Annotated in this window: 14 protein-coding genes; 9 read left to right on the forward strand and 5 right to left on the reverse strand. The window is 72.4% G+C overall.

The features are described from left to right. The first annotated feature begins 126 nt into the window (after positions 1-126). Positions 127-1,107, forward strand: a complete 981-nt coding sequence (locus ACIHCX_RS36245; protein ID WP_400037382.1) for an SAM-dependent methyltransferase — start codon at positions 127-129, stop codon at positions 1,105-1,107. Here the strand turns inward: ACIHCX_RS36245 and ACIHCX_RS36250 are convergent. Beyond that, positions 1,072-2,223, reverse strand: a complete 1,152-nt coding sequence (locus ACIHCX_RS36250; protein ID WP_400037304.1) for an NADH-quinone oxidoreductase subunit D — start codon at positions 2,221-2,223, stop codon at positions 1,072-1,074. The genes ACIHCX_RS36245 and ACIHCX_RS36250 overlap by 36 nt on opposite strands. A 31-nt stretch (positions 2,224-2,254) precedes the next feature. On the opposite strand from ACIHCX_RS36250, the gene ACIHCX_RS36255 reads away from it, so the two are divergent. Beyond that, positions 2,255-2,761: a PH domain-containing protein gene (locus ACIHCX_RS36255; RefSeq protein ID WP_400037306.1), complete on the forward strand. Its 507-nt coding sequence runs from the start codon at positions 2,255-2,257 to the stop codon at positions 2,759-2,761. Continuing rightward, positions 2,758-4,092 (forward strand): PH domain-containing protein, encoded by a 1,335-nt coding sequence (locus ACIHCX_RS36260; RefSeq protein ID WP_400037308.1) that lies wholly within the window; start codon positions 2,758-2,760, stop codon positions 4,090-4,092. The genes ACIHCX_RS36255 and ACIHCX_RS36260 overlap by 4 nt, the downstream gene beginning before the upstream one ends. 87 nt (positions 4,093-4,179) lie before the next feature. Here the strand turns inward: ACIHCX_RS36260 and ACIHCX_RS36265 are convergent, their stop codons facing one another. Together ACIHCX_RS36265 and ACIHCX_RS36270 are read right to left on the reverse strand one after the other, a co-directional pair. Further along, on the reverse strand, positions 4,180-5,601 hold the full coding sequence (locus ACIHCX_RS36265; RefSeq protein WP_400037310.1) for a hypothetical protein: 1,422 nt from the start codon (positions 5,599-5,601) through the stop codon (positions 4,180-4,182). A gap of 161 nt (positions 5,602-5,762) precedes the next feature. Then, positions 5,763-6,890: an alpha/beta hydrolase gene (locus ACIHCX_RS36270; protein ID WP_400037312.1), complete on the reverse strand. Its 1,128-nt coding sequence runs from the start codon at positions 6,888-6,890 to the stop codon at positions 5,763-5,765. 226 nt (positions 6,891-7,116) lie between these two features. Between ACIHCX_RS36270 and ACIHCX_RS36275 the strand changes: the two genes are divergently transcribed. The 6 genes from ACIHCX_RS36275 (at position 7,117) to ACIHCX_RS36300 (ending at position 12,264) form a co-directional block, all read left to right on the forward strand. Beyond that, positions 7,117-8,928, forward strand: coding sequence for a phosphatidylglycerol lysyltransferase domain-containing protein (locus ACIHCX_RS36275; RefSeq protein ID WP_400037314.1), 1,812 nt, complete (start codon positions 7,117-7,119; stop codon positions 8,926-8,928). 101 nt (positions 8,929-9,029) lie between these two features. Beyond that, the gene (gene folP, locus ACIHCX_RS36280) at positions 9,030-9,986 is read left to right on the forward strand and encodes a dihydropteroate synthase (protein ID WP_400037316.1); all 957 of its coding nucleotides are present in this window, start codon (positions 9,030-9,032) and stop codon (positions 9,984-9,986) included. After that, entirely contained in the window at positions 9,983-10,486 is a 504-nt protein-coding gene (locus tag ACIHCX_RS36285) for a nuclear transport factor 2 family protein (RefSeq protein ID WP_400037318.1), read from the forward strand. The genes folP and ACIHCX_RS36285 overlap by 4 nt, the downstream gene beginning before the upstream one ends. Positions 10,487-10,743: 257 nt before the next feature. Further along, complete coding sequence (folB, locus tag ACIHCX_RS36290; protein ID WP_100568524.1) at positions 10,744-11,103, forward strand: dihydroneopterin aldolase; 360 nt, start codon at positions 10,744-10,746, stop codon at positions 11,101-11,103. Next, positions 11,100-11,711 carry a 2-amino-4-hydroxy-6-hydroxymethyldihydropteridine diphosphokinase gene (gene folK / locus ACIHCX_RS36295; protein ID WP_400037321.1) on the forward strand — a complete coding sequence of 204 codons (612 nt, stop codon included), beginning with the start codon at positions 11,100-11,102 and terminating at the stop codon, positions 11,709-11,711. Before folB ends, folK begins: the two co-directional genes overlap by 4 nt. Positions 11,712-11,775: 64 nt before the next feature. Continuing rightward, positions 11,776-12,264, forward strand: a complete 489-nt coding sequence (locus ACIHCX_RS36300; RefSeq protein WP_400037323.1) for a DUF3180 domain-containing protein — start codon at positions 11,776-11,778, stop codon at positions 12,262-12,264. Positions 12,265-12,337: 73 nt separating this feature from the next. Here the strand turns inward: ACIHCX_RS36300 and folE are convergent, their stop codons facing one another. Next, the gene (folE, locus tag ACIHCX_RS36305; RefSeq protein WP_400037325.1) at positions 12,338-12,943 is read right to left on the reverse strand and encodes a GTP cyclohydrolase I FolE; all 606 of its coding nucleotides are present in this window, start codon (positions 12,941-12,943) and stop codon (positions 12,338-12,340) included. 120 nt (positions 12,944-13,063) lie between these two features. Next, the gene (gene ftsH / locus ACIHCX_RS36310; protein WP_400037327.1) at positions 13,064-15,103 is read right to left on the reverse strand and encodes an ATP-dependent zinc metalloprotease FtsH; all 2,040 of its coding nucleotides are present in this window, start codon (positions 15,101-15,103) and stop codon (positions 13,064-13,066) included. Positions 15,104-15,220: the final 117 nt, after the last annotated feature.

A 15,220-nucleotide genomic window follows, 5' to 3' on the forward strand; every position in this document is an offset into this window, starting at 1 on the left:
GACGGACCCTAGGCTGTCGGGGTGGCGGACGACACGGCGGACAGCACCGCGCGCACCACGGCGCGGAACGCGGCGGGCGGCCGCGCCGAGGAGTGGCGCGGCTGGGGGGCGGCGACCGAGGAGGCCCTGTACGGGCCGGACGGCTTCTACCGGCGGCCCGAGGGGCCGGCCGGTCACTTCCGTACGTCCGTGCACGCCTCGCCGCTGTTCGCTCAGGCCGTGGCGCGGCTGCTGTGCCGGGTCGACCGGGCGCTGGGTCGCCCGGCGGCGCTCGACTTCGTCGACATGGCCGCGGGGCGGGGCGAGCTGGCCGCGAGTGTCCTCGCGTCGCTGCCGGCGGACGTGGCGGCACGCACGCGCGTGCACGCGGTCGAGATCGCCGCCCGGCCGGAGGGCCTGGACGACCGGATCGCGTGGTCGGGGCAGGCCCCCCGGCGGATCACCGGGCTGCTGTTCGCCAACGAGTGGCTGGACAACGTGCCGGTGGAGGTCGCGGAGGTGGACGCCGCGGGCGTACCCCGGCAGGTCCTCGTGCGGCGGGACGGCGCCGAACGGCTCGGGGAGCCGGTGTCGGGCGCGCAGGCACGGTGGCTGGCCCGGTGGTGGCCGCTGCCCGCCGAGCAGGGCCTGCGCGCGGAGATCGGGCTGCCCCGCGACACCGCCTGGGCCGCCGCCCTCTCGCGCGTCGAACGGGGCCTGGCGGTCGCCGTGGACTACGCGCACACGGCCGGCGCGCGACCGCCCTTCGGAACGCTCACCGGCTTCCGGGAGGGCCGGGAGACGGCGCCGGTGCCGGACGGATCGTGCGACATCACGGCGCACGTGGCCCTGGACGCGTGCGCCGCGTGCGCGCCTGCGGGAGCCCGCCTGCTGACGCAGCGCGAGGCCCTGCAGGCCCTGGGGGTCACCGGCGCACGTCCCCCGCTCGCTCTCGCCTCCACGCGCCCCTCCGAGTACGTGCGCGCCCTCGCGCGCGCCGGGGAGGCCGCCGAGCTCACCGCGGCGGGCGGGCTCGGCGACTTCGGCTGGCTGGTGCAGGCGGCCGGCCTCGCCGAGGCGGACGCGGCGGCCCTACTTGTCGATGTCCCCGACCACGAAGAACATTGACCCCAGGATGGCCACCATGTCCGCCACCAGCGTGCCCGGCAGCAGCTCGGTGAGCACCTGGATGTTGTTGTACGACGCCGAGCGCAGCTTCAGCCGGTACGGGGTCTTCTCGCCCTTGCTGACCAGGTAGTAGCCGTTGATGCCGAGCGGGTTCTCGGTCCACGCGTACGTGTGCCCCTCGGGCGCCTTGAGGACCTTCGGCAGCCGCTGGTTGATCGGGCCGGGCGGCAGGTCGGCCAGCCGGTCCAGGCAGGCGTCGGCGAGGTCCAGCGCGTTGTGGGTCTGCTCCAGCAGGCACTCGAAGCGGGCCAGGCAGTCGCCCTCCTGCCGGGTGACCACCTTCAGGGTGTCCTGCACCTGCCCGTACGCCAGGTACGGCTCGTCGCGGCGCAGGTCGAAGTCGACGCCCGAGGCACGCGCGATGGGCCCGCTCACGCCGTAGGCGTGCACGGCCCGCGGCGTCAGGACGCCCACGCCCCGGGTGCGTCCCCGGAAGATCTCGTTGCCGAGCACCAGGTCGTCGAAGACGTCCATGCGCGAGCGCACGGCGGCCACCGCGGCACGCGCGCGCGTGGCCCAGCCGGCCGGCAGGTCCTCCTTCAGACCGCCGACCCGGTTGAACATGTAGTGCATCCGGCCGCCGGAGACCTCCTCCATGACGTTCTGGAGGACCTCCCGCTCCCGGAACGCGTAGAAGACCGGGGTGATGCCGCCCAGCTCCAGCGGGTAGGAGCCGAGGAACATCAGGTGGTTGAGCACCCGGTTCAGCTCGGCGAGCAGGGTGCGCGTCCACACCGCGCGCTCGGGCACCTCCATGCCGAGCATCCGCTCCACGGCGAGGACCACGCCCAGCTCGTTCGAGAAGGCCGACAGCCAGTCGTGGCGGTTGGCCAGCATGATGATCTGGCGGTAGTCCCGGGCCTCGAACAGCTTCTCGGCGCCGCGGTGCATGTAGCCGATCACCGGCTCCGCGCGCGTGATGCGCTCACCGTCCAGCACCAGCTTCAGCCGCAGCACGCCGTGCGTGGACGGGTGCTGCGGCCCGATGTTGAGCACCATGTCGGTGCTCTCCGCGGCGCCGCCGATCCCGACCGTGGTCTCCGTCGTAGGAGTCATGGACACAGTGTCTCGTACGTACGCTTGCCCCATGGAAACGGGGAGCCGGGAGGACGAACGGGCGGCGGCCGGGGACGAGCCGGCGTGGCGGGCGCTGCCGCGCGGCCTCCTGCGCATGCGCCGGCTGCTGCTGGTGGTGTGGATGGGCCTGTTCGCCCTGGCCGCGGGACTGCTGCCGGGCCTGCTGGCCGGGCCTGCCTGGTCGGGGTTCGCCCTGCTGCCGCTGGCGCCGGCGGCATGGGGCTGGGTGCTGCTCGGCCGCAACTGGCGCTCGTGGCGGTACACCGAGCGCGCCGACGACCTGCTGATCAGCCGAGGCGTGCTGTGGCGTGCGGAGACCATCGTGCCCTACGGGCGGATGCAGCTGGTCGAGGTCACCTCCGGGCCCGTCGAGCGGCACTTCGGGCTGGCCACCGTGCAGCTGCACACGGCCGCCGCCGCGACGGACGCGACCATCCCCGGCCTCGACCCGGCCGAGGCGGAACGGCTGCGCGACCGGCTCACCGAACTCGGCGAGGCACGATCGGCGGGGCTGTGACGGCGGCGGGGGGCGAGGAGGCCGTACGCGAGGAGCGGCCCGTGACCGAGCGGCGGCTGCATCCCGTCACGCCCCTGAGACGGGCGTGGGCGCCGGTCGCCGTGCTCACGGGCTGGGCCGTGCACGACCCCGACCAGGCGCAGCGGCACCTGACGCGGCTGACGACGACCACGCTGCTGGTCGGGCTCGCGGTCGTCATACCCGTGGCCGCCCTCTACGGCTTCCTGTCCTGGTGGTTCACGCACTTCGCGGTGACCGGCACCGAACTGCGCATCCGCACCGGGCTCTTCTTCCGCCGCACCGCGCACATCCGGCTGGAGCGGATCCAGGCCGTGGACGTCACCCGGCCGCTGCTCGCGCGGGTCGCGGGCGTGGCCAAGCTGAAAATCGACGTCATAGGGACGGCCAAGAAGGACGAGCTCGCCTTCCTCGGCGAGGAGGACGCCCGGGCACTGCGCGCCGAACTGCTCGCCCGCGCGGCCGGGTTCGCGCCCGAGACGGCGCACGAGGTCGGTGAGGCACCGGCGCGGGACCTGGTGCGCGTACCCGCGCGCGTGATCGCCGTCTCGCTGCTGCTGACGGGCGCGACCTGGGGTTCGCTCGTCGCCGCGGTCGTCGTACCGCCGCTGCTGTGGCTGGCCACCCACAGCCTGTGGACGGTGCTCGCCGCCGTCGTGCCCCTGCTCGGCAGCGCCGTGGCGAACAGCGGGGGGCGCTTCGCCGCCGAGTACGACTGGGTGGTGAGCGAGTCGCCCGACGGGCTGCGGATCGACCGGGGACTGCTGGACCGCACGCACGAGACGGTCCCGCCGGGGCGGGTGCAGACGGTCCGGATCGTGGAGCCCTTGCTGTGGCGGTGGCGCGGCTGGGTGCGGGTCGAGCTGGACGTCGCCGGGTCGTCGAACTCCGTACTGCTGCCGGTCGCTCCGCGGAAGGTCGCCGAATCGGTGATCGCCCAGGTCCTGCCCGGGGTGACGGTGCCGCAGGCCGCCGGCCTGCTCCGGCCGCCGCGGCGTGCCCGGTGGTGCGCGCCGGTGTGGTGGCGCGGGCACGGGATCGCCGTCACCGACGCGGTGTTCGCCGCGCGGCACGGGCTGTTGCGGCGCCGGCTCGCGCTGGTGCCGCACGCGAAGGTGCAGAGCGTGCGGCTGCGGCAGGGGCCGTGGCAGCGCGTGTGGGGCCTCGCCGTGGTGCACGTGGACAACGGGGCCGACAGGACCGTGACGGCCCGTCTGCGGGACGCGCGGGAGGCGGCCTCGCTGCTGCGGGCCCAGGCGGAGAGGTCACGCACGGGCCGCCGGAGCGCGCGACCGGACCGGTGGATGACCTGACCGCCGAACGAACTGAGCGGTGGACGGGCTGAGCGGTGGACGACCTGAGCGCGACGCCGGGGGGTGCCCGGCGTCGCGGAAGGGGCGTCAGGAGGCGGCGGTGCGCAGCCCCGGAAGGTCGATCTGTTCCGTCTCGTCATGGGCCGTCAGGTCGATGATCTGACGGTCGGCGGTCGACGCGTCGGCGTCGGCCGGCTTGTACTGGGACTCGGCCTCCGCCTTGTGCAGCGCGAGCCCCTCCTGGCCCACGACGTCGGCGAGGTCGTCGTTCTGGACGGTGCCCGGCTCGGTGGCCGACGTGTCCTTCTTCGTGCCGAAGAAGTCGAAGCCGCCCTCGACCAGCGGGCGCCGCGCGGGCGCGGCCGGTACGACGGCCACCGCGGTCGGCACGGCGAAGTGCCCGTGGGGCAGCCGCGGCGCGGGCCGGGCCGGCTCGACCGCCGTGGCGGAGGGGGCGGGTGCGCCCTGCTCGCCCGGATCGGCCGCGGTGGTCCCGGCGGCGGGTTCGGCCGCCTCGATCGACACAGCCGCCTCCGTCGACACAGTCGCCTCGGCCGGGTCATCCCGGTCGGCGGAGTCGGCCGGTTCGGACGGCTCGGACGGCTCCGCCGAGCCGGTCGGCTCGGACATGGCCGCAGCGTGCTCGGACGTCTCGCCCGGCCCGGTCTCCCGCTCGGGGTCCGGGTCGGCGTCGCCGCCCGCCGGTACGACCGTCTCCCGCACCGGATCGGCCTGCGACCCGGTGTCGTCCTCGCCGGCCGGGTCAGTCGTCGCGGTCTCGTCCGTCCGCTCCGCCCGGGCGCCGGCCTTGCGGAACTGCGACAGCGCGGCCTCGGCGCGCAGGTACAGCTCGGATCCCTCCGGGGAGAACACGCCGGGGGCCGCGGCCTCCGGCTGCTTCTCGGCGGGACCGCCGCCGGCGGGACCGCCGCCGGCGGCCCCGGTGGCGAGCGCCGCCGACTCGTGCGTGCCCCTGCCCTCGACGTCGACGTCCGCGACGTCCGGGGCTGTCGGGGCGGCCGTCGGCGCGGCGGGCAGCGCGAGCATGTCGGAGCCGCTCTCGATCTCCAGCAGGCGGCGGCCCTCCAGCGCGCTCGCGCGCTCGGTCTCCGCCGTGGCGTACCGCCGCAGCAGTGCCGCGTGCTCGTTGCGCAGCCCCTGGAGTTCCGCGCGCCTGGCGCGCAGCTTCTGCTCGAGGCGGCCGCGCAGTTCGCGGGACTCCTCGAGGTCGGTCTCGAGTTCGGCGACCCGTTCCTCGAATCGCCACTCGTCGCTCGCACGCGCGCGCGTGAGGTCGGCCACCCGCCGTCCGGCCTGCAGGTCCCAGCGGCGCATGACGACCGCGCCGAGAACAGTGGTCACCGCGGCGGTTCCGGCGACCAACCGCAGCACCACCGCGTCCGTGAACACCCAGGGGCCGAGGGCGAAGACGACAGCGACGCCGGCGATCGCCGAAGGAGGCAACAGCCTGTGCAGGGGTGGGGAATGGCGGTGACGTCCACGTGACATGGCCAGAAACTTACCGCGCGTACGCGAATCATGCCGGGCCGCCCCGCAAAAAGACAGCCATAACGAAACCTTCCTGCGTCAGCGGGAGTTCCGACCGTGTTTTTCTTGACTTCTTCCCGCGCCTTACCGCGACTTCCGGCGCCGTTTCATCAAGATCGTTTTCAGCGGTCGCCCAGCAGGCCGCTCATCCACTGCAACGCCGCCGGGATCTCGCGCCGCCAGGTGTTGAAGTTGTGGCCGCCGCTGTCGAGGATGATGGACGCGATCCGGGTCCTGTTCGTCGCCTTCACCGCGTTGATGAACCTGAGCGTCGACCGGTAGTTGCCCTCGCCGACCTTGCTGCTGGTGACCAGCAGCGAAGTGTTGGGCGCCGGCCGGTGCTTGATGCTCCACAACAGATCGGCGCGGTTCCGCAGATTGCTGTCCTTGTGGAAAAGATCGCCCGTGGTCGGATCGGTGGGCGCCTTGTAGTACGCGGACAGGCCCGCGCCCGCGGCATAGACCTCGGGATGGTGCATCGCGAGTTTCAGCGCGCAGTAACCGCCCGTGGAGTCGCCGACGATGCCCCAGCTGCCCGGTTTCCTTCCGACCCGGTAGTGCGCGAGAACCGCGTCCGGCAGATCCTTGGCGAAGAACGACTCGGCCTGCGGGCCGCCCGGGATGTCCACGCACTCCGTGTCACGCGGCGGGGCCACCGTCGGCCGCAGCATCACGAGGATCATGGGCTGCATCCGCCCGGTCCTGGCGAGCTCCTGCGCGGTGTACGGGTAGCGCAGCTTGCTGATCAGCGCCTGCGCGGTGCCCGGGTAGCCGGTGAGGACCACGGCCGCCGGGAAGGTGCGGGTCTGGTACCGCGGCTGGAAGTACTCCGGCGGCAGGTAGACGTACGCGGGCGTGCCGATGTGGGTCGTACGGCCCACGATGCCGACCTCCTGGATCTGGCCGGAGACGTCCGGCCGGTCGCCGTCGCCCAGCCGCACCTGCTGGGTGTCGATCACCCGGAGGGGGCCGCCGGCACCGCCGCGCGTCGAGCCGTCCATGACGAGCCCCGGGGTGTTCTCCTGCCCGAACAGGTCCGCCCAGCTGGCGTAGAAGCCGAAGGCCTGGTTGGCGGCGAGTCCGACGCAGGCGAAGAGCACCACCTGGGTGCCCAGCAGCAGGCCGACGCGCCCGGTCACCGCACGCCAGGTACGGCGGGCCAGGCGCGGCCAGAGCCACACCGTGCCGACGAACAGCAGCACGGCGCAGAGGATCGCCAGTACCAGCACTTTGTTGCTCGTGAGACCCATGGGCTCTTTCCTGCCTGACCTTCGCCCAGGGCCCGCCGACGCGTCCTTGCGAGGGCTTGCCCTGGGCTTTCCCTGCCCTTTGTCCCGACTTTCCGGTGGGGAGTGAACCTTTCTCCCCGAGACACCGTCCTAGAGGGCGCAATGTCGCCGGATGCCCGGATCGGCACCGGATTCAAGGTCTCTCGCAGAACTACGGGATGCGATGTCTGTCAGGGTAGATGGGGAAATGTCGGACGGGGTTCCGCGCCGATCGAGCAGGGTGCGGCGCATACTGCGCGGCCCGCGCCCCGAGGCGGTCCCCGCGCTGGTCGCCAGGGCCTGCGCGGTCGTCGGCCTCCTGGACATCGCCGCGGGCGTCTTCCCGCGCTTCCGGCACAGCCGCATGCACGCCCTGGCCGAGGTGCTGCCGGGCTCGTTCGGGCCGTTCGCCGCGGCGCTCTCGCTCAGCGTGGGCGTACTGCTGCTGCTGCTCGCGCACGGCCTGAGGCGGCGCAAGCGGCGGGCCTGGCGCGCGGCCGTGGCCCTGCTGCCGGCCGGCGCGGCGGCGGAGTTCGTCTACCGGCACTCCGTCGTCGGGGTGGTCATCTCGCTGGCGCTGCTCGCGCCGCTGCTGGTCCACCGCGGCCAGTTCGCCGCGCTGCCGGACCCGCGCAGCCGCTGGCGGGCGCTGGCCAACTTCGTCCTCATGAGCGCCGGCTCGCTGGCTCTGGGCATGATCATCGTCAGCGTGCACACGCACCGCATGGTCGGCGACCCCAGCGTGGCGGACCGGCTGACCCATGTCCTCTACGGCCTGACCGGCTTCGAGGGCCCGGTGGACTACCGGGGCAGCACCTCCTGGACCGTCGCCTTCTCCCTCGGCGCCCTCGGCTGGCTCACCGCGGTCACCACCGCCTACCTGGCCTTCCGCCCCGAGCATCCGGCGGCGCGGCTGACCGAGGAGGACGAGACCAGACTGCGCGAGCTGCTGTCCCGGCACGGCGCCCGCGACTCCCTCGGCCACTTCGCGCTGCGCCGCGACAAGGCGGTCGTGTTCTCCCCCAGCGGCAAGGCGGCGGTGACGTACCGCGTCGTCTCCGGCGTGATGCTCGCCAGCGGCGACCCCATCGGCGACGTCGAGGCCTGGCCGGGCGCCATCGAGCGCTTCATGGACGAGGCCAAGGCCCACTCCTGGACGCCCGCCGTGATGGGCTGCTCCGAGACCGGCGGCGAGGTGTGGACCCGGGAGACCGGCCTGGACGCCCTGGAACTGGGCGACGAGGCGGTGGTCGACGTCGCGGATTTCTCGCTCGCCGGACGTGCGATGCGCAACGTCCGCCAGATGGTCAAGCGCATCGAGCGAGCCGGCTACGAAACCCGGGTGCGGCGCATCCGTGACCTCGGCGACACCGAGCTGGAGCGCGTCCGGCGGGCCGCCGAGGACTGGCGCGGCACCGACACCGAACGCGGCTTCTCCATGGCCCTCGGCCGGATCGGCGACCCGGCCGACGGCGACTGCCTCATCGCCACCGCCCACAAGCAGGACGCGGAGCCGGGCGAGTACGGCGATCTGACGGCGATCCTGCACTTCGTGCCCTGGGGCGGGGACGGTGTGTCCCTGGACCTGATGCGGCGCGACCGCTCGGCCGACCCCGGCATGAACGAACTGCTGATCGTGGCGGCGCTCCAGGCCGCCCCGAAGCTCGGCATCACCCGCATATCGCTCAACTTCGCGATGTTCCGCTCGGCACTGGCGCGGGGCGAGAAGATCGGCGCGGGCCCGGTGCTGCGCGCCTGGCGCGGGCTGCTGGTCTTCCTCTCCCGCTGGTTCCAGATCGAGTCGCTGTACAAGTTCAACGCCAAGTTCCAGCCCCGCTGGGAGCCGCGGTTCGTCGTCTACCGCGCCTCCTCGGACCTGCCCCGCATCGGCTTCGCGGCCATGCAGGCCGAGGGCTTCGTCAACCTCGCCCTGCCGCTGCCGCGCTTCGTGCGCCGCCGTGCCGCCGCCCGGAGCGCGGGCGCGCACGCGGTGACGGAACAGGACATGCGCGCGGCATGACCCCGGACCGGCCCGGGCGGAACCCCCGTCCCCTCCAGCACAGGGGGGTTCCGCCCGGGCCACAGCACGAGGCGGCCGGGGGCTGGCCCTACGCTGAACGTATGAGCAACTTCAGCGGGCGCGGCCGCGTGGCGGGCCTTCCGACCTGGGGCCGGTGCGCGGTCATGGGGGTCGTGAACGTGACCCCCGACTCCTTCTCCGACGGAGGCCGCTGGTTCGACACGACCATCGCCGTCAAGCACGGCCTGGACCTGGTCGCCCAGGGCGCGGACCTGATCGACGTCGGCGGCGAGTCCACCCGGCCCGGCGCCACCCGCGTCGACGAGGCCGAGGAACTGCGACGCGTCGTCCCCGTGGTGCGCGGCCTCGCCGCCGAGGGCGTCACGATCTCCGTCGACACCATGCGCGCCCGCGTCGCCGAGCAGGCGCTCGCGGCCGGCGCCGCCCTGGTCAACGACGTCAGTGGCGGCCTCGCGGACCCCGCCATGATCCCCGTGGTCGCGGACGCGGGCGCCCCCTTCGTCGTGATGCACTGGCGCGGCTTCCTGGAGGGCGGCGCCGTCCGCGGGGTGTACGAGGACGTCGTCACCGAGGTCGTCGACGAACTGCACGCACGCGTGGAGGCCGTCCTGGAGGGCGGGATCGCCGCCGACCGTGTCGTCGTCGACCCCGGCCTCGGCTTCTCCAAGGAGGCCGAGCACGACCTCGCGCTCCTGGCCCACCTCGACCGTCTGCGCGGGCTCGGCCACCCCGTGCTGGTCGCCGCCTCCCGCAAGCGGTTCCTCGGGCGGGTGCTGGCCGGCCCGGAGGGCGCGCCCCCGCCCGCGCGCGAGCGCGACGCCGCCACCGCGGCCGTCTCCGCCCTCGCCGCACACGCCGGTGCCTGGGCCGTGCGCGTCCACGAGGTCCGCGCGACGGCGGACGCGGTACGCGTCGCCCGCGCCGTGGAGCAGGCACGCACCCCCGCGAGCGCTGACGCGGACCGGGCGCACCCCCGCGACGGCGGGCCGGCGGACGGCAGACGCGATGCGCACGGCCCCGCCGAAGGAGACCGGTGAGCGCGCCCCACACCGACGTCGAGCAGGTGGAGACCGCCAACACCGCCTACTACGAGGCTCTGGAGCGGGGTGACTTCGAGGAGCTGTCCGCGCTCTGGCTCACCCCCGCCGACCTGGGCGTCGACGAGGAGTACCACGACCCGGCGGACACCGGCGTGGTCTCCTGCGTGCACCCCGGCTGGCCGGCGCTCACCGGACGCGGCGAAGTGCTGCGCTCCTACGCGCTGATCATGGCGAACACCGACTACATCCAGTTCATCCTCACCGACCTGCACGTCTCGGTGACCGGCGACACCGCCCTGGTGACCTGCACCGAGAACATCCTCAGCGGCGGTCCCGCCCCCGCGTCCGGCGGCGAGCTCGGCCCGCTGGTGGGACAGCTCGTCGTCGCCACCAACGTGTTCCGGCGCACGGATCTCGGCTGGAAGCTCTGGTCCCACCACGCCTCCCCCGTTCTGGCCGAGAACGACGGTGCCGAGGAGGACGACACACCGGCCTGAGTGGGTAGACGCCTGGGCGGGAACGCCGCGTGGCCGGAATCACGGACTTCGGGAAATTCGGGAAAAGCCCCGCCCACCGCCCCGTGAGCAACCGGCTTCCCCAGGGGAAACACACGATGAAACCTGCCGGTCCCGGCTCGCCCCGCCTCCCCACGGCCCGGCCTCGTCAGTGGCCGCAGGTAGATTCGTGCCAGGCCGGTGTGCCGCCCGCGCGCGGCAGGGACCGGTCGCCGCCGACGATTGCAGGAGTGATTCGCGTGGATCGTGTCGCGCTGCGCGGCCTGAGGGCTCGCGGGCACCACGGTGTGTTCCCCAAGGAACGCGAGGAGGGCCAGACCTTCCTCGTGGACATCGTCCTGGGAGTCGACACCCGGCCGGCCGCGGCCGACGACGACCTGGCGAAGACCGTCCACTACGGCATCGTGGCCGAGGAGGTCGTGGCCGTGGTGGAGGGCGAGCCCGTGAACCTCATCGAGACGCTCGCCGAGCGCATCGCCCAGGTCTGTCTGAAGCACGGCGGGGTCCTGGAGGTCGAGGTCTGCGTCCACAAGCCGGACGCCCCGATCACCGTTCCCTTCGACGACGTGACCGTCACCATCACCCGGAGCCGAGTATGAACGCGCCTTTCACCAAAGGGACCAGCGACCCGACCGTCCAGCCGGTGCCCGCCTCGGTCGTCGAGAAGGTCGACGCCGCGGACACCACGCTGCAGAACCCCAAGCGAGCCGTGATCTCCATCGGCTCCAACCTCGGCAACCGCCTGGAGACCCTCCAGGGCGCCGTGGACGCCCTGGAGGACACCCCCGGCGTCCGCGTCAAGGCCGTCTCCCCCGTCTACGAGACGGAACCCTGGGGCGTCGAGCCCGGCACCCAGCCGTCGTACTTCAACGCGGTGGTGGTCCTGAAGACCACGCTCCCGCCGTCCTCCCTGCTGGAGCGCGCCCACGCCGTCGAGGAGGCCTTCAACCGGGTCCGCGACGAGCGCTGGGGGCCGCGCACCATCGACGTGGACATCGTCGCCTACGCGGAGACCGTCTCGGACGACCCGCTCCTCACGCTCCCTCACCCGCGCGCCCACGAGCGCGCCTTCGTCCTCGCCCCGTGGTACGACGTGGACCCGGACGCGCAGTTGCCGGGCCGGGGCGCGGTGGCCGACCTGCTGACCGCGCTCACCCGGGAGGGCGTCGAGCCCCGGGCGGACCTGGAACTCCGGCTGCCCGAGTAGTCGTTAAGGTCAGGGAGACGCAAGGTCTGCGACCGCCTCGGTCCGGGGGAGCTGAAGGGACACCGTGAGAGAGCTGCGCATCAGGGTGCTGGCGGGCGTGTTCGTCGTCGCCGGAGTGCTGTCCTGGGCGGGCGCCCGCCTGTGGAACGCGGTGGGGTCGCTCCCCGGCGTCCCGCTGGCCGCCCCCATCGTCCTCGCCCTGATCGCCGCGGTCCTGATGTCCACGGCGCTCTCACTGCGGGCCCGGCTGAAGGCCCAGCGCGAGCGCCGGCCCGGCGCGAAGGGCGTCGACCCCATGATGGCCGCCCGCGCGGTCGTCTTCGGTCAGGCCAGCGCCCTGGTCGCCGCCCTCGTCGCCGGCATGTACGGCGGCACGGGCGTCGCCCTGCTGGAGCTCCTCGACATCCCGGCCCGCCGCGACCAGGCCGTCTACGCGGGCTTCTCCGTCCTCGCCGGCATCGCGGTGATAGCGGCCGCCGTGTTCCTCGAACGGGTCTGCAAGCTCCCGGAGGACGACGACCAGAACCCGCCGGGGGCGGAACCGACGGCATGAGCCGGCGGGCGGCCCCGGCAGGTGAACGGGCCGGCGCGGCCGGGCGACACCGGTGTCGCCGCCGCCGTCCGCCTCAGCGCGCCATGATGAGGCTCATCGCCTCGTTGCGCGTCGCCGCGTCCCGCAGTTGACCGCGCACCGCCGACGTGATGGTCTTCGCGCCGGGCTTGCGGATGCCCCGCATCGACATGCACATGTGCTCGCACTCCACCACGACGATCACGCCGCGCGGCTCCAGGATCTCCATCAGCGAGTCCGCGATCTGGGTGGTGAGCCGCTCCTGCACCTGCGGGCGGCGGGCGTAGACGTCCACGAGCCGGGCCAGCTTCGAAAGCCCCGTGATCTTCCCGCTGGTGGACGGGATGTAGCCGACGTGCGCGACACCGCGGAACGGGACGAGGTGGTGCTCGCAGGTCGAGAACACCTCGATGTCCTTGACCAGCACCATCTCGTCGTGACCCAGGTCGAACGTCGTCGTCAGCACGTCCTCGGGCTGCTGCCACAGGCCCGCGAATATCTCCTTGTACGCCCGGGCCACCCGCGCCGGTGTCTCCAGCAGGCCTTCACGGTCCGGATCCTCGCCGACCGCGATGAGGAGTTCGCGCACGGCGTTCTCGGCGCGCTTCTCGTCGAACTCGCCGAGGAAGCCCTCGCCGTCCAGCGTCACCGGGTCGGTCATGTGAAGCCTCGTTCCTGTGTGTCTGATCTGCGGACATGCGAAATGCCGCGTCCCCCAGGCTAGAACCTGGGGGACGCGGCATGCATTCCGGGGCCGGTGGGGGCCCGGCGCGGACTCCGGTCAGTTGTCCGGACGGTCCTCCGGCACCTGCTCCGTGGCCGGGGCGGGCTCCGTCGCCGTGGACTTGACGGTGCTGATCGCCGCCGTCGAGCCGTTGGCTCCGTTCGTCAGCGCGAGCTCCTTCGGAGAGAGCACCGGCGGACGGGTGGACGGGGTCCGGCGGGAGGAGCCGGTCCAGGCGGGCCGCGGCGGCCGCTTGACGATCGGGGCGAAGACCTCGGCGATCTCCTCCTTGCCCAGGGTCTCCTTCTCCAGCAGGGCCAGGACGAGGTTGTCGAGGACGTCGCGGTTCTCGACCAGGATCTCCCAGGCCTCGTTGTGCGCGTTCTCGATGAGCTTCTTGACTTCCTCGTCCACCAGCGCGGCGACCTCTTCCGAGTAGTCGCGCTGGTGAGCCATCTCACGTCCGAGGAACGGCTCGGTGTTGTCGCCGCCGAACTTGATCGCGCCCAGCCGCTCGGTCATGCCGTACTGGGTGACCATCGCGCGGGCCGTGGTGGTGGCCTTCTCGATGTCGTTCGCCGCGCCCGTGGTCGGGTCGTGGAAGACCAGCTCCTCGGCCGCACGACCGCCCAGCATGTAGGCGAGCTGGTCCAGCATCTCGTTGCGGGTCGTGGAGTACTTGTCCTCGTCGGGCAGCACCATCGTGTAGCCGAGGGCGCGGCCGCGGGACAGAATCGTGATCTTGTGGACCGGGTCGGAGTTCGGCGAGGCCGCCGCGACCAGGGCGTGACCGCCCTCGTGGTACGCGGTGATCTTCTTCTCCTTGTCCGACATGATCCGGGTCCGCTTCTGCGGGCCCGCGACCACGCGGTCGATCGCCTCGTCCAGCATGTGGTTGTCGATCAGCTTCTGGTCGCTGCGGGCCGTGAGCAGCGCGGCCTCGTTCAGGACGTTGGACAGATCGGCACCCGTGAAGCCGGGGGTGCGGCGGGCGACGGCGGACAGGTCGACGTCGGGCGCGACCGGCTTGCCCTTCTGGTGGACCTTGAGGATCTCCAGACGGCCCTGCATGTCGGGGCGGTCCACGGCGATCTGACGGTCGAAGCGGCCCGGGCGCAGCAGCGCCGGGTCGAGGATGTCGGGCCGGTTGGTGGCCGCGATCAGGATCACGCCGCCCTTGACGTCGAAGCCGTCCATCTCGACCAGCAGCTGGTTCAGCGTCTGCTCGCGCTCGTCGTGACCGCCACCGAGGCCGGCGCCGCGGTGGCGGCCGACCGCGTCGATCTCGTCGACGAAGACGATCGCCGGCGCGTTCGCCTTGGCCTGCTCGAACAGGTCGCGGACGCGGGAGGCACCGACGCCGACGAACATCTCGACGAAGTCGGAACCGGAGATCGAGTAGAACGGGACGCCGGCCTCGCCCGCGACGGCACGCGCGAGCAGGGTCTTGCCGGTGCCGGGCGGACCGTAGAGCAGCACGCCCTTGGGGATCTTCGCCCCGACGGCCTGGAACTTGGCCGGCTCCTGGAGGAACTCCTTGATCTCGTGGAGCTCCTCGACCGCCTCGTCCGCGCCCGCCACGTCGGCGAACGTCGTCTTCGGGGTGTCCTTGGTGATGAGCTTGGCCTTGGACTTGCCGAAGTTCATCACCCGGGAGCCGCCGCCCTGCATCTGGTTCATCAGGAACAGGAAGACGACCACGATGAGAACGAAGGGGAGCAGGGAGAGCAGGATGCCGACGAAGGGGCTCTGCTTCGACGGCGAGACCGTGTAGCCCTTCGGGATCTGCTTGTCCTGGTACTTGGTCTGCAGCGTGTTGGCGATGGTCACGCCCTGGTCGCCGATGTAGCTCGCCTGGATCTTCGAGCTGCCGTCGACCTTCTGGCCGCCCTTGAGCTCGACCTTGATGGTCTGCTCGTCGCCCGTGGTCAGCTTGGCCTGCTGGACCCTGTTGTCATTGATCGCCGCTACGACCTTGCCCGTGTCCACCGTCTTGTAGCCGCCGGACTGACCGACGACATTCATCAACACGACCACGGCAAGGACGGCCAGCACGATCCACATGACCGGCCCACGGAAGTATCGCTTCACGTCCATCCATACGGAGCGGTGTCGCCCCGTCCCTCCTGCCACAGTGAGTTTGATAAGACAGTTCTTCTGACGGTACCCCAGCATCAGGACTCGAAGCCGCACCGCGAGGGCCGACGTACCCGT

The organism is Streptomyces sp. NPDC052043 (genome assembly GCF_044548235.1).
In the GTDB taxonomy this organism is placed as follows: Bacteria; Actinomycetota; Actinomycetes; order Streptomycetales; family Streptomycetaceae; genus Streptomyces.